Genomic DNA, 14,099 nt, shown 5'->3' with positions numbered 1-14,099 from the left:
AGGTAAGGGCTTCGGCCCGCGCGGCGCGGGTCGGCTAGACGGCGTCGCCGAACAGGAGCAGCTGCTCGCTGTCGGTAAGCGCGCCCCGGACCCGTCGGGGCGCCCCACCCAGCAGCGCCCGCACCCTGTCTCTGTTGGTGGCGCGCTGGCCGAACCGGGCCGCGATCGTGGCGGGGTCGATGCCACTGGTCCACTCGCGTCGTTCGGCGGTGGCGCGCAGGGTGCTCGGCGAGACGACCAGCCCGGCCGCGGCGCCGACCTCGCGCACGATGTCGTCGACGGTGCGCAGCGCCACCCGGCCGTGTGGGGCACGCAGCGAGACGAACAGTGCCCGTTCGGTCGCGGCGCGGTGGCGACCGAGGAGCTGGCGGCGGTGCGCGAGCCAAGCGACCTGGGCAGCGCGGGTTCCCGGCTGGATCCGCACGCTGCGCACCCCGCCAGCGGAGTCGATGATCTCGGTGCTGCCTGGGTGCTCGGTTAGATCCAGCGCATCGATATCGAGTGCGACTAGCTCGCTCTCGCGGGGACCGACGTCGAGCCCCAGTGTCACCAGCGCCATCGCGCGGGGCCCTTCGGCGGCCGCGGCGGTCAACAACGCACGCTGCTCGCCAGGGTCGAGCACGCGCAGCGGGACTTGCGGGTCGGATGCTCGTGCCTCGGTGGGCTCGCCGAGACCGAGCCAGGTGTAGAGCGCCGACAGCGCGGCGAGGGTGACGTTGATGGTGGCCGGTGCGAGCTCACGGTCGCGGGCATCGGCGAGGTACGCACCGACCGCTCTATCTCGTCCGGTTCGATCATCGAGAGCGTCGGTGTGCTCGCCGGATTCGGCCAGCCACGAGAGGTAGGTCGCGACGCGCTCGGTGTAGGTGCGATGGGTCCGGCGTGCGAACCTGGACTCCTCCGCTAACCACGCAGCGAACCCGACGATCACGGGATCGCGCAACAGCGCCACATCGGTGTGCGTATCCACCGAGCCTCCTCCCTGATGTCTTCCATCAGAGCATCGCAGGCCGCACCGACAACCCGGGTGCGGCATAGCCTTTGCCGCACCAGCAGCGGGAGTGTCCGCGACAAAGAGGCGTTCCGGCTCCCGCGAGGATGTTGGGTCGGGTGAGCGCTTCGTCGAGCGGCTGAGAGGCGCGCGATGAACCGCCGCCCTCATCTGACTGCCTGGGACCTACCGACAACGGTCGAGCTGCACAGGCAGGCCCTGCACCTGAACAGGATCGCCGCGGATGCGCTGGTCGAGGTCGCAGAGGCGATCAAGATCAGTTGACGGGCCTCGCGACCATAGACCGTTTCAGCTCCTCTCGAACATCCGCGCATAGAGGCCGATTTCGGCTGGCTCACCTGGATGCTCGCGGTCCGAGTTTTCCAACGCGACCGGGTCGTCGTCGAAGATCCAGAACCTCGCGCTGCTCACGCCACCGCGTTCACTTTTCAGCGGGGGTGATGCCGAGCGAAATATGCGGCAGCGCAATAACTTCCGGCAGGCAGCCGAGTTGTTATGACCTGCACCTTGGCCGAGCTGAAGAACGTCCGCAACACGTGTTCCTCAAGGGTGATCATTAACCGGCGCCCGCCCCCGACTGCTCAAACCTGATCGTAGGCTCGCCGTTCAAATTCCCATTTAGGGACTGTTCGTCCTATCCGGCCGACACCGGCGGATCGAGGCTCGAGGAAAGCCGGGTCGCGATCGACGACGCTACTGTGGCCAGGACTTGACTGTCCCTTAATGAAGGCGCTGTTGCCAGTACGTCCGATCCTCTGGACTCATGGTCGGCAAGGCGTCCCTGCATGCCTGACGGGCTTCCTCCTCTTGTTCTTCGAGCAGGAACTCTCTCCGACGTTCTGGACTCATCATGTCCCATGCTATTTTCCGAACCTTCGGATCCATGTCAGACATCAAGCTCCATTCCATTTCCGCGATGGTCCGCAGAAGGAAGTTAGTGAGACTCGCAAACTTGCGTTCTACTGGTATTCGATTGTAGGCCTGGATCTTTCGCGGGTGTGGCGCCTCGCGTCAATGTGGTTCCGGTAGTAGTCGCCGAAGAACACCGGATATGGCGTAGCTGCTAGGTGCGACGCGGGCTGTCGATCAGCGGCGACGACCACGTGCACCGGCGCTGTCGGTGGTGCGTCTGGACGGTATCGCTGATCGACGTCAAGCCGAGCTTTGATTAACTGCGGGTTGCTACGCGCACGACCCTGATCTGTTTGCGGGTGACCCAGTTGGGCTGCCTGTGTCCGTCAGAACCTTCTGTTCGAGTTTTCAAGCAGAAGGGGCGAGACATTGCCACCTGAAGAGCGCCGGTTGCGGCGGATGATGCGAGCGAGCCGACCTGTCCCCTACGGCCCCGTGGCCTGGTGGCGCGATCGGCAAGCTGCCCGAAAAGACGGCAAGCGCGGGGTGTTCCAGCCGCTGGTGGACGGCATCGACCACCAGCAGTCCAGCACTGAGCTGTTGGTGACCGCACCGCATGTGGCCTGGCTACACCGGCGGTTCGGTGAGCAGGCGGCCAGACTGCGGTCCTGGGTCGCGGCAACAGTCGAAACGCAAGTAGCCGAGCGCGATGCTTGCACAACCCAGATCCGCTCCATCCAGCAACGGTTGGACGAGGTTGGCGCAGACCTGGCCGAGTTCCCGGCGCATGCGCCCGCAGAGGTGCTAACCCGTCGAAACACATTGGAGCGGGACAAACCCGATGAGTTGATCGCTGCCCGCAATCAGCGTGAATGGGACGCGCGACGGTCGGTCCATGTCCGGGAGGAATCCGGGCTTCGCAATCAGCTGCGCACCCTGCAGCAGCGGGTTGCCGTTCTGGACGGCGAGATCGTCGCGATCGAGAAGATCGGTGCTGCTTTGGTGCGCCGTCAGTATGAGCATGCGGGCCGCAGGACCCAGACCTACCAGCAGCATCTGCTCCGCGCGCACGGCGGCGGTGCGGCTGTGCTGTCGGTCCTGGAGTTCACCGGCACCCCACTTCCCGTCTGGGTCGAGAAGTTCACCGAAGACGCAGCTCCCTCGGAAGTGGTGAGCGCGGATACGGCGGTGGCGCACCAGCGATGACTGTCGTCCGAACTCGGATGCGTCATGTGGGCGCCGGTATCCGTCAGCACTGGATGAAAGCTAGGAGGTGACCGGATGTTCAAACGATCCGGCAAGAACCCCGTGAGACCCGACTGGTCGGCAGTCGGCAGCGGGCACTCAGGGTCAGGCGCAGCCACCGGCCCACCATTCGTGGAGATCTCCGAGATCGACGGGTGGCGAGCACGCGGACACGCGATGTCTCCTCCTCCCGACCCCGAACTCGTCAGGCAACGAATCGCGAACGAGGTCGACGCCCTCGACGGGTCGATCGACGAAGGCACAGCTGTCGTCTTGGACCGGTTGGTCGAGTCCTGGGTCGCGCAATGGCTGGCCACCGTCGACACCGAGTACATCAACGCATGCTCGGTTGACGACGTTCACTACGGACGTGCCGCACAAGAGCTCACCAACGCCGAGAGCCACCTGGGTTTTCTCACCGCAGAACTGACCCGCCTGCAGAAGATCCGTGACGAAGCCGCAGACCGGCTCCGCGGCAGGAAGGACAACTCCGATGACCAGCTCTGAGCCCACCCGTCGAACTCCCCGATTCGTTGCCGAACTCGACGAGCTCGTGGGACATCCGACGACCGAAACCCGCCTGCACCTGATGATCCTGGTGCTCGGCGGGTTCGCCGACCTCATCGCGTTCAAACACGCCCTGGACCTGTTGTTGGGCGGCTATGCCCTGGAATCGTGGGTGATGGCTGCCTGCACCACGGTGCTGTCCCTGATCGCCGCCGCCGCGATGGGGCAGTCGATGATGGAGGTGGCACGAGGAATCCGCCGCGCCTGGGTCAGCGCTGCGGCAGCGTTCGTTGTCTGGCTGGCGTTCGGTGCCGCCATGGTGTCGGTGCGCTGGAACATAGTGTCCTCCAACGCCGTCGAATCCGGATTCGGTGGTGCGACGGCATCTCTGGATGTCACCCGTGCCCACCTGAGTGCGTTGTTCTTCGGCTGCCTCTACTTGATCAGCGGCGTCGGTGTGGCGTTGGTGACCGCGCGGCTGACAGATCCCTTCCCGCGAAGTTTCCGTCGGGCACACTCCGCGGTGGCCGGCCAGGAAGAAGCGGTGAGACAGGCTCGCGGTCTTGTCGAGCGCGCCACCCACGTCGTGTCTCATCACGCCGGCGAATTCGATCGAGACCTTGCCCGACGCAACCAGGCTCGCGCCGACCGGCAGGCGCTGGGTGCCGAGGCCGCCAACTACGCGCGGGTGCTGATGGCGCAGCGCATGCAGGATCCCCGCAAGACCGCGGTGACCGAGTCCGGACCCCTTCCCGCACCGGCACAACAGATTCCACCCGTCGTGCCCGGGGAAGCCGGGGAAGTGAAAGGCAGCGCAGCGTGATCTCTGCCTATTCCACGTCCACAAACCCCATGGTCCGATCCGGGCGCCGTCTGCACCTGCTCCCGGATCCAGGCCATCCAGACCAAGCCACGACCCGCCCCAGCCTCCTGGGCACCGCTGGATCCGAAGCTGCCACGACGTGGTCTGCGCTGTGGTGCACCACCAGTTACGGCGTGGACTACTCATTCCTGGGACCGGGATCTGCTCACCGACGCTGCCCGGTGCGATGGGGCACCGGCAGTGCCGCCACTGTCCGAGTGCGGATCCGCGATGGCGACAGCGAACGGCTACCTGCGCTGCACGAGAGCGTGGTCACCGTGGCCGAGGAGATCCGACAGATCGGTTCGTTGCCGCTGCTGATCGACGAGAATTTCGACGCCGAACAGTGTGTGCGTGCACCCGCGGTCAACGAGATCCGCATCGCCTGCGGTGTATACGGGGAGGAATTCATGCCCCCGCGGCAGGACGTTCTCGGCTTCGGCGGTCTGCACCCGGACACCATCAACAACACCTATCTAGGTGGGTTCGCGGTCGTGTGCTGGTCGGCGGAGCTCATGGCCTCACCCACGCTGTTGCTACGAGTTCTTCGCCATGAGCTGGGCCATGCAGTGGGTCTTGGGCACGCCAAACGGCAAGGGCTGGTCATGAGCCACACCGGGGGTGACTTTTGGGGCATCGGTGACCGAGTGGGTTTGTCGCTGCTGTCGGGCCATCCGTCAGACCACGTATGTGACTGCCGAACGATGTGAAATGAGGTACCCGGCCATGCGATGGATAGCTTTGCTGCTGGTTCTGAGCGGCGTTGTTGCCGCTGGCTGCGGAGATGAGGAGCCGACCGCGATCGGCGCGGCGTCCGGCGTCAGGATGCCCGCCGGTTGTGGGAACGAGGGAGGGGCCGGTCCGCTGGTGATGGTCGTTGCCGGGCACGCGAACGTGCCGACGCCCGAGGTTACGACGGCAATGGCGAGTGCGTTGTCGCGAGCTGTGGCCGAAGGCAGCCCTGTCGGTGTGGTCGGCATCGACGGAGACCCTCGGCTGGTGCAGGCCGGGAAGTTCGAGCCGGGCGCGCACAATGAGGCCGCCGCTGGGCAAGAGCGTTCGCAGTTCGTCACCAACGTGGGGGCGGTGGTGCAGCGGATCGGTGCGCGAGCAGCGCATGCGGACTACTTGCGCGGGCTTTCGGTCGCTGCGGACGCGGTCCACGCCAGCTGTCCTCAGGGGGGCGAGGTGATTCTGCAGGGGTCCGGGCTGCAAGACACCGGCGTGCTGAACTTTGCCCGAGACGAGTTCTTGAGCGCTGACCCACAGCGAGCAGTGCGGTTCTTGCAAGAACATAATCAGCTCCCCGACCTGCACGGCATCACGGTGGTGTTGGTCGGAATCGGCGAAACCAGGGCACCGCAGCAGCAACTGGATCAGGCCAGCCGCGACAACCTCGTCGACATCTGGGTGCAGATCAGCCGCGCCGCTGGTGCCGCTGAGGTCAAGCTCGATACTTCTCCCCGCAGTGGTGAGGCCCCGCTCAACGCTCCGGAGGTGTCCACGGTGGCAGTGCCTGCCCCGGTTTCGTTCCCAGTTGGATGCTCGGTGCGCAACTTCCGGCTGCCTGACACGGGCCCGGTGGGATTCCTGGAGAACGTAGCAATCTTTCGTGACCCTGCCGCAGCCCGTGCCGTCATCGCGCAGATCGCCACGGCCGCTCAGACATGTCCGGGTGCGCGGATCGCGTTGGTAGGAGCCACATCTAGCTACGGCGAGCTCACGCCTGCCGGTGACCGAACTCGCCAGGTCCTTGCCCTCCGTCGCGCCGAGGCGGTCAAGGCGCTGCTTGTCGGGGCCGGGGTGGCGGCGGATCGGATCGATGTGTCCGGCAACGGCTACCACTTCGATGGCTATGTCGCTGATCGTGACGCACAAGGTGAACTGTTGTCCGGACCTGCCCAGCAGAACCGTTGCGTTTTGGTGAGCGTATCCCGGTGAATGCCGAGGAAGCCCCGGACGCACACCCGAGGTTCGGGATCGCCGACCTGTGCGAGGCGCTGCTCGGCGAGCACACCCGCGTTCTCGCCGAGGAGCACGGCCTAGCGGAGTCCGATGCGGCTGGGCTGGCAAGAACCACGATGAACCGGCAGGCGTATCGCCTTCTCGAGATGGCCCACAACACCACCGAAGATCCATCGTAGGCAACCTCACCGACACTATCTGAACAGTTAAATTTTCAGATTCGTCGTAATGGTGGGCCCTGACGTCGAGTATCTGACCAGGAGCTATGCGGAACCGAATGTGGTAGCCGGCACAAGTTACCGGCGAAAGAAGGTTCCAGCCATGCCTCGACGGGCAAACGACAAGGTTCGTATCGACGCCGCCGCGACACGCAGGCGGCAATGCCACCGTCGGGTCTGCGACCCGGCCCGAGTGAAGGCGGCCGGACTACAGGTCCGGGTCCAGCAACAGCGCTACCGGCTCCTGACCGCAGGCGCCACACCGACCCTGGAACCGGGCATGCTCGCTCTGGTCAGCCTCCAGGGCCGCATCCGCCCGATCGCCGTCGCGGCGGCTGACGATGACAGCTACCTCGTGGTACGGCTCAGCGCCAGGATCGCCGGATTCCGGTGGGAAGAACTGAGCGGAACCGCGCCCACGCTGGCACGGCGCACGACGGTCATTCCCGGCGGTGTCGAGGTACCTCGCTCGGCCGCTCTGATGGTCTTGGGATGGCTGTCCGGAGCAGATCAGGACCAGATTTCCCAGGCCATCGAAACCGGCGATCTCGCCGCCGAGGTGGCGCAGTGACCACCGCGGCGGCCGGATCATCCCGGGAGCGTTCGGAGTTCCTTCAGAGCTGGGGGAACTCCATCTGGAGCGCGTTGCGTCGGGGCCGTGACTTCGAGCACGGCCCCAGCGGGCGATGCCCCTCGACCTGGCCCAGGGCATGGGCAATGTTGAGTGGGCAAGTCCCCGCGGGCCGGTGCGAGGGCTGCTTGTCGCTGCTGGGATTCGTCGAAGTCCACGTGTGGAAGGAGCGCGAGAAGGTGATCGCGGCCCGCAACCCCCAGGCCTACCTCGCCCGGACCGTCAACCACGCCTATGTGGACGTGATGCGTACACGCAATGTGGTGGAGCTGTCGCGCCCGGCACGCCCGGACAACCTCAAGCCGCAGGAAACGGCCAGGGTCGCCGACGCGCTCGGCGACCCCTGGCTTCGGCAGCTGCTGAAACTGATGATCCTGGACGCCTGGTCCTTGGGGCCGGTCCCTGACGAGGATTGGGCATTGGACAGGTTCGCCGCGGAAAAGACGCGGTACCTGGCCGGGCTCGGCATCGAACTCGACGGGCAGGATCTGTCGGCCTCGGTGCGAGCAGACATCGACAATGTCGTCGCCGTGGCCAAGGCATCCGCGGGCATGCGATGGCTGCACGAGGTGCTCGCCGTGCCCAAGCTGCTTCGACGGGTAGAGCATGCCCAGAGCCCTTCGATGTGGGCGCGCGTCGGCACCGGTGAAGACGAAGCCGCCAGCTCACAACAGGTCGGTGCCGAAACTGATGCCGCCCATCAAGATCTGCATCAGACGGCGTTGGCTTCGGTCTTTTTCGCTGAGCTCATCGACGGCTCGCCTGCCGTCGATGCCGTTCGGATCGCAGCGACCCGATTGGCGCCGACTGCGGATCTGTCGCGGCTCAATCCTCGCATGATCACCGATGTCGCTGTGGGGCTGCTCGCTGACCACCTGACCCTGCATTTCGGGCGGGAAAGTCGAGAGTGGACACCGACAGAGGTCCAGCAGGAGCTGAACCTCCGCTTCGGCGACCACGCGACCGATGCGATGACCGCGCGGCGGGTCAGCCGGATTATGCGGGGCTGAACGATACCGAAGCTGCGCTCAGCGAGCGCAGCTTCGGTATCGCCCCTGGGAATCGACAGATCAGAGCTTGCGGGAACGCAGTTCGTGGCCTTTGGAGGTCTTGCATCGCCCAGATTCGAGGTCCCATTGCCAGCCATGCAGATTGCAGGTGAGCGTGTTGCCTTCCACCACACCGAACTTGGAGAGGTCAGCTTTGAGGTGCGGGCAGCGGCGCTGGATCTCCCAGCCCTCGAGTTCGGTGGAAGCAGAGTCGTCGTGTGCCTCGGAGAACCAACCGTCGGCGTAGGCGATGCGCTCGTCGGTGAGGCACTTGAAGAAGGTGTAGAGGAACTCGTTGTAGCCGCCGATGCGCCATGTCTGGAACCGGGTGGACAGGAAGATGGTGTTGACCCAATCCGGTTCGTTGTCACGCAGCACGGTGCGCACCAGTTCGGGGGCGATCCGGAACCCGTAGCGGTAGCGGCCCTCGCCCTCGATCGGGCTGCGCACCTCACGGTTCGGGAAGTCGAGGACGACCGTCTCCTCGCCGATGACCAGACTGACCGGGTAGCCGATGCCGTCGCAGATCAGATCACTCTGCCTCATGATCGGTTCGAACAGCTCCTTCAGCGGCTCGAGCAGTGACCCGGTGCCGGTAGCCCAGGATGCCCTCTCCGCTTCGATGATCGGTGTGAAACGCTGCGCCATGTCCTCGATGTAGGCGGCTTTGTCGCCATAGATGGTGTCGGGATCGACCGGGTGACTGAGTTCGGTCAGCTCCTTACCCCGCAGATCGGCGACCGATCCGGGAATCAGGAGGATCCCGCCCTCGTTGCCGTGGATCTTCATCTGCTCGAGGAAGACCAACTGGTCAGGGAAGATGTTGCTGTTCTCGGGCGAAAACTGATCATCGCCGTCGTCGTTGAGGTAGCGCAGTTCCGGATCCAGGAACACCGGCGGACCAGCCGAGGGCACCACCCAGGTCGCACCGACCTGATCGACGTAAGCCCGGGCCCGGTCCATTCCTCGCTGTCGCTTCTGGCGGGCGAAGTTGGCTTTCGTACGGGCGGGGATGTCGTAGACCATCGGATACCAGATGGCGCCCGAATACTGCAGCAAGTGGATGTCGATATGACCGAACGCATCGAATACCACGTCCATGTCGACAGGGCGGGCGTCGTTCATGTTGAAACAGGTTGTCTCACCGTCGGAGACGATCAGGCCGGAGTCACCGATCGGGCCGTCCGCAGGGGCGCGCAGCGCCACGATCATGATCTCCAGATCGCCCTTGGGTCCGGAGATGGTGTGCTTGACCGAGTCCTCGGTCTCGAAGAACTTGGTGAAGCCCAGCTTCTCCAGCTCCCGGCGCAGATCCGGCACCGGGTAGTCCGGCAGCAGGACGACGGCGTCCTTGTTGACGTGCTCGGCCAGATTCTTCGCGTCGAAGTGGTCGCGGTGCAAATGCGAGACGTAGAGAAAATCGCAGTTACCGAGCTCATCCCAGTCCAGCTGCGAGTTGTCGGGGAACGGAACCCAGGATCCGAAATAGGCGGGGTTGACCCATGGGTCGCAGAGGATGGTTCCCGCCGCGGTACGGATGTGGAAGCCGGCGTGCCCGACGCTGGTGATCTGCAAGTGCTTACCTCTCGACTGGTCCGTTGACCTCATGATAAGTCCCGGCCCGACAGCATCCGGCACCGTGAACACCACACCCACATGAGTAGTAGCTTCTAGCTATTTCTTGGTTGCCGTCACTGTGCGGGGCGGACGATGCGCGCTGTGCTGTGGCCCGGCAGGAGTTCTCGGTTGCGGTCGGAGCCGCTGCGCAGCTTCTGGCTCACCGCCTCGGCATTGATATCCAAGGACCGGTTCGCAGCTGGTGTGGCCAGCCGTATTCGCAAATTCTCGCCGTTGGTGTCGTGCAGACGCCGGGCACGGTGCTGGCGCACCCACGGTTCGAAGGTCTTGTCCAGCGATGTTGTTCCGCTCCACGCCTGGAACAGGTCATAGACCCCGGAGTAGGCGAGAGTGTCGAGGATGCCGGCATTGTGGTTGTTGCGCAGCAAGCTGGTCGAGCAAGCATCCAAGTCGAGCATCCCGGTGTCGCTGCGCAGGAACTCAGGGATCGAGGGAAGCGGTTTGACCTTCGATCGGGTGACATCACGGCAGGGGGTGCGGCCTTCGGCCAGAAAACTGTAGTGCAGGCTCACACGGACGAGATCCATGATGTGGTTCGTCGTCGGCACCGCACTGGCAGCGGTGATCGCGCTTCTGTACATGAAGGGAATCATCGTCAGGCAGGGCGCCACAGAGCTACTGTCGCCCTCCAAGGCCGCCATGGTCGTGTACAGCAGCAGTGCGCGCATGGCCATGTTCTCAGTGGTCATCATCCACGTCGGGGCGTACAAGGACTCCTGCGGCTGCTCCTGGCGGATCTGTCCGATGCTCACCACCAACCGCATCGCGTTGAACGCCGACAGAGTGCTGCCCCACGCCAGAACACGAATCGATCTGCGCGTCTGCGAGGTCAAACTATGTGCGGGTCGATGGATGTCCTCGGGATTGGCCGCCTGTCTGGCGAACACCGAAGGTCTCCACTCCACCAGCGCGGCTTCGGCATTGCGGGCCAGCTGACCGGACTCCTGCAGATACACCTGCTGCATGGCTTCGAGGAAGACCAGATCACCTACGGCTGCTGGGTTCTGGCTCGCCTTCTTCAACAAGGCATAGGCACGGTTGATTCGGTAGAAGGCATCGGTGTAGGAGTCGAGCTTGCTCATGGCCATCGACGAAGTGCGGGCCAGCAGCGCTGCGAAACGCAGCGACTCCAGGTCGCTGCAGTGCGCGGTGATCACCTGGATCGGACGGTCCAGGATCTGTGCCAACTCCCGCGACGGGATCTGTGAACTCAAGGGGACGGCCACCAGATGCAGTGCGTGAGCCTGATGGGGCAGTCGCCCCTCGTTGGAGACGATCGCCTTTGCCCACTGCTTGGCATGGCGCACGCGTTCTTCGGTGTCAGCGGTGTTTCCCCGAAGCCTCAGAGCTTCGGCGATCGCCGCGTCCCGGTCATCAATCGACGTCGCCACCGCTGTCGCCTTCCACCTCAGAGCAGTCCCGGGCTCCATCTTGACCCTGCCCTGCCGCACTGTCGATGACAGCGGGATCGTCATCGCCCGACGTGCCGACGTGGTCGTCCTTGAAGTCCTGATCCACCATGCCCATGATGAGGTCATAGGCCGCGCTGAGAAACAGCCGCTGCTCGTTGGCACCGGGCTTCTCCAGGGTCCCGCTGTGAAACGTGCCGGACTTGCCCGGCAACTTGGCCAGCCAATCGTCCGGACGGGCATCGGCGGCCCTGGAACTCCAGGCGAACAGCTCCGCGCACCCTGCTACGAGCAGGGCCGGAAGGTTTGTGCCCTCGGCTACCCGAAGAACATCTCCGACCGCGAGGTCCAACAGGACCAGCTCCTGGTGGCGGTGTTGGTTGACACCGGGCGGGTCTTCGGCAGTCTTGGCACCGAGCTCCCAGCTGGCACGCGCCACATGCGAAGCGCGAAGAGAACCTCCGTAACGTTCCAGAGGCTCGCCCCACTCCGCCGCCAGTTTCGCTCCGTCGTAACGAGTTCGGCGATGCAGCTCGATATCGGACTTCTCCGGCGTGCACAAAGTCTCTGCGCCTTCCCAGCTCGGGCCGTGCAACACCATCAAGTACTCGAACAGCCTGCGGTGCACAGCAATACACGCACCGTCTCCGACCAAAGACCGCAGCGCATCTCGGTCACGTTCGCGTTCGAGCCACGACTTGATCAACTCTCTGTACTCAGCTCCTCTGAGCTTGACAAGACCGCGACCGAACTCGGCGTACAGGCCCCTCGCGCGAGCCGATGGCGCAGTCAGATCACGAGCCCAGCCCGTCGTCTCCCGCGTCCATCGCGGCGACGTCGTCGACCACTTCCAGGGCACGAACTCGGTCGTGAACCCTTCTGGCGGAGGCGGACCCAGGCGGAACTGCTGTGAGGTCCGGTATATGAGCATGTCCCGCTGCTGCCTCAGGATCCGGGAGCGCGCGGCGGACAGCGGACCTGAGGGCGTCACTGCGCAGCCGTGCTCATGCCACACCTTCCGGCTGTTCTCGGTGAGGTCGAGCCCCAGATCCACCAACGCGACCCGAAGATCATCGAGCTGATCCGGCAGCAGGCATGTGAGGGCGCTGCGGATCGCTGCCGGTGTGCGCCAGCCGTCGACAGTGACAAAGATGCCGCCCACCACCTGCCACGGGTCCGGCTTGCAAACCACGCCTCTGACACCGCTGGCTCGCCAACCGCCCTCACTCCAGAAGATCGTCCGGCCTTCGAATATTGATTCCCACAGACGAAAACACGCTCCGACCGACGATCGGAGTTCCTTGGCTGTCACACCGAACCACGGCACATGCCCCGGCCTCTCTGCGAACGTTTCGCCACCTCTTCGCAGTACAAGCCAAAGCCGTTACGTCAAGCCCACTTTCAGCAGTGGTCGGGATGGGCAGCCCTGTCCGTCAGTACAAGGCAGAGCAGCGAACCCGCTCCTCCCGCTCGACACAAAGGAAGTGACCCGCCTTGCGCAGCTTCGAGAACAAAGAACGCCCCAACGCCTCCGAGAAGCAGCCCGTCAAGCAGCGAAAGGAGCAGACGGTCCGGGCACTCGGCAAGACCGCGATCGACGCGACCAAGAAGAAGTAGACCGTGCCCCCTGAGCGCGGTCCCGATCCCAACGGGGCCGCGCTCAGCGCGCCACTCCGGCCCCACCGCAGAGGACTGCTGTCCATACTGAAAGCGTGACGATGCTGACCCGCGAAAACACAGAACACCGAATCGACTACTCCATCATCGATTTCCCTGACGACGCACGCGACAGGGACTCTGTGCTGGCGGCAACCTCGGCGTGGCTGGACTCCGCCGAGATGACCGAACTGCTCGGGAACTTCGGCCACAAGCTAACTGCACACGACCTGGGCTCTCGGCTGACCGAAGCCGAAACCCTCACCCGCGACATCTTCGACTTCCGCCGCGGAGGAGAACGGTGGGAAGCCCGGCAAGCCGACTTCCCCGCCCATGTCACCGAGACCACCGATGCTTTGGTGAAGCGCCTCTATCGAGAGCCCACCGGCAACCCAGCAACCGACTTTGGCTCCTACGACCACGCACTGGTTCTGGGCGGCCGCATCAACAGCTGCCTGTTGCGCGGAGAACTTCTCGCCGAACTCGTCTCCATCGGCTTGGACGTCAGCAACATCTGGGGATTGGGCAGCCGCCGCGAGATCACCCCCGGCGAACACGAACTGGCCACGGATCTGGGCGCGGGCTGGGCGCAGGACGAACTCGACGTGATGGCCGTGGCCTTGTCCGCCACCTTCGATTCACCCCAGATGATGGCTGCGCCGCGTACACCAGGCCCCAGCGAAGTACGCACTCTCCGCACCGACCCCATCCCGGTTATCGGGCTTGCCGCAGCCCCTGCTCCTGGTAGCCCCCGAGCCACCACCAGCGATACCTACCGCCACTTCGTCAACGTCGCACATACCACCCCCGGCAGCCGGATACTGGTTGTCACCTCCGCCATCCACGGGCCATTCCAACACGCTCAGGCACTTGCGATGCTCGGCGCCACCGCCGAAGTCTCGGTCACCACGGTGGGAGCCCACATAGGCACCAGTAGCCGCAGCACCGTGCGCACGACCTGGACAACGGCGGAATGGCTGCAGGAAATCCGCTCAACCATCTGGTCCATGCGGATGATGTACGACGCCCTCCACAGCAGCAGCGCCAGCTAAGCG

General features: G+C 64.5%; 15 protein-coding genes. 11 read left to right on the top strand and 4 right to left on the bottom strand.

Annotated elements, in window-relative coordinates:
• Window positions 1-34 precede the first annotated feature (34 nt).
• Window positions 35-970, bottom strand: a complete 936-nt coding sequence (locus tag QX204_RS34310; protein ID WP_301908277.1) for a tyrosine-type recombinase/integrase — start codon at window positions 968-970, stop codon at window positions 35-37.
• Window positions 971-1,144: 174 nt separating this feature from the next.
• Between QX204_RS34310 and QX204_RS34305 the strand changes: the two genes are divergently transcribed.
• The 9 genes from QX204_RS34305 (at window position 1,145) to QX204_RS34265 (ending at window position 8,302) form a co-directional block, all read left to right on the top strand.
• Window positions 1,145-1,276 (top strand): hypothetical protein, encoded by a 132-nt coding sequence (locus QX204_RS34305; RefSeq protein WP_301908276.1) that lies wholly within the window; start codon window positions 1,145-1,147, stop codon window positions 1,274-1,276.
• Between the two features lie 1,083 nt (window positions 1,277-2,359).
• The gene (locus QX204_RS34300; RefSeq protein WP_301908275.1) at window positions 2,360-3,070 is read left to right on the top strand and encodes a hypothetical protein; all 711 of its coding nucleotides are present in this window, start codon (window positions 2,360-2,362) and stop codon (window positions 3,068-3,070) included.
• Between the two features lie 216 nt (window positions 3,071-3,286).
• Window positions 3,287-3,616 (top strand): hypothetical protein, encoded by a 330-nt coding sequence (locus tag QX204_RS34295; RefSeq protein WP_301908274.1) that lies wholly within the window; start codon window positions 3,287-3,289, stop codon window positions 3,614-3,616.
• Window positions 3,603-4,439 (top strand): hypothetical protein, encoded by an 837-nt coding sequence (locus QX204_RS34290; protein ID WP_301908273.1) that lies wholly within the window; start codon window positions 3,603-3,605, stop codon window positions 4,437-4,439. The genes QX204_RS34295 and QX204_RS34290 overlap by 14 nt, the downstream gene beginning before the upstream one ends.
• Before the next feature lie 257 nt (window positions 4,440-4,696).
• Window positions 4,697-5,188 (top strand): zinc metalloprotease, encoded by a 492-nt coding sequence (locus tag QX204_RS34285; protein WP_301908272.1) that lies wholly within the window; start codon window positions 4,697-4,699, stop codon window positions 5,186-5,188.
• A 31-nt stretch (window positions 5,189-5,219) separates the two neighbouring features.
• The gene (locus QX204_RS34280; protein ID WP_301908271.1) at window positions 5,220-6,419 is read left to right on the top strand and encodes an OmpA family protein; all 1,200 of its coding nucleotides are present in this window, start codon (window positions 5,220-5,222) and stop codon (window positions 6,417-6,419) included.
• Window positions 6,416-6,622: a hypothetical protein gene (locus QX204_RS34275; RefSeq protein ID WP_301908270.1), complete on the top strand. Its 207-nt coding sequence runs from the start codon at window positions 6,416-6,418 to the stop codon at window positions 6,620-6,622. The genes QX204_RS34280 and QX204_RS34275 overlap by 4 nt, the downstream gene beginning before the upstream one ends.
• Window positions 6,623-6,764: 142 nt before the next feature.
• Window positions 6,765-7,232: a hypothetical protein gene (locus QX204_RS34270; RefSeq protein WP_301908269.1), complete on the top strand. Its 468-nt coding sequence runs from the start codon at window positions 6,765-6,767 to the stop codon at window positions 7,230-7,232.
• A 146-nt stretch (window positions 7,233-7,378) separates the two neighbouring features.
• The gene (locus tag QX204_RS34265) at window positions 7,379-8,302 is read left to right on the top strand and encodes a hypothetical protein (protein ID WP_301908267.1); all 924 of its coding nucleotides are present in this window, start codon (window positions 7,379-7,381) and stop codon (window positions 8,300-8,302) included.
• Window positions 8,303-8,362: 60 nt separating this feature from the next.
• Here QX204_RS34265 and QX204_RS34260 read toward each other — a convergent pair whose 3' ends face one another.
• The 3 genes from QX204_RS34260 to QX204_RS34250 all read right to left on the bottom strand — a co-directional run bounded on the left by QX204_RS34260 (window position 8,363) and on the right by QX204_RS34250 (window position 12,700).
• A complete protein-coding gene (locus QX204_RS34260) occupies window positions 8,363-9,916 on the bottom strand; it encodes a Rieske 2Fe-2S domain-containing protein (RefSeq protein WP_301908266.1) in 1,554 nt (517 codons plus the stop codon).
• A gap of 116 nt (window positions 9,917-10,032) precedes the next feature.
• Entirely contained in the window at window positions 10,033-11,370 is a 1,338-nt protein-coding gene (locus tag QX204_RS34255; RefSeq protein WP_301908265.1) for a hypothetical protein, read from the bottom strand.
• Window positions 11,354-12,700 (bottom strand): hypothetical protein, encoded by a 1,347-nt coding sequence (locus QX204_RS34250; RefSeq protein WP_301908264.1) that lies wholly within the window; start codon window positions 12,698-12,700, stop codon window positions 11,354-11,356. The genes QX204_RS34255 and QX204_RS34250 overlap by 17 nt, the downstream gene beginning before the upstream one ends.
• A gap of 182 nt (window positions 12,701-12,882) precedes the next feature.
• Here QX204_RS34250 and QX204_RS34245 point away from each other — a divergent pair, with 182 nt between their 5' ends.
• Window positions 12,883-13,005 carry a hypothetical protein gene (locus QX204_RS34245; RefSeq protein ID WP_301908263.1) on the top strand — a complete coding sequence of 41 codons (123 nt, stop codon included), beginning with the start codon at window positions 12,883-12,885 and terminating at the stop codon, window positions 13,003-13,005.
• A gap of 95 nt (window positions 13,006-13,100) precedes the next feature.
• Window positions 13,101-14,096, top strand: a complete 996-nt coding sequence (locus tag QX204_RS34240) for a hypothetical protein (RefSeq protein WP_301908262.1) — start codon at window positions 13,101-13,103, stop codon at window positions 14,094-14,096.
• Window positions 14,097-14,099 lie beyond the last annotated feature (3 nt).

It is taken from the genome of Nocardia sp. PE-7 (assembly GCF_030486425.1).
Lineage (GTDB): Bacteria > Actinomycetota > Actinomycetes > Mycobacteriales > Mycobacteriaceae > Nocardia > Nocardia salmonicida_A.
Note: the sequence above shows the minus strand (reverse complement) of the source record. Positions and strands in the feature narration are given on the sequence as shown.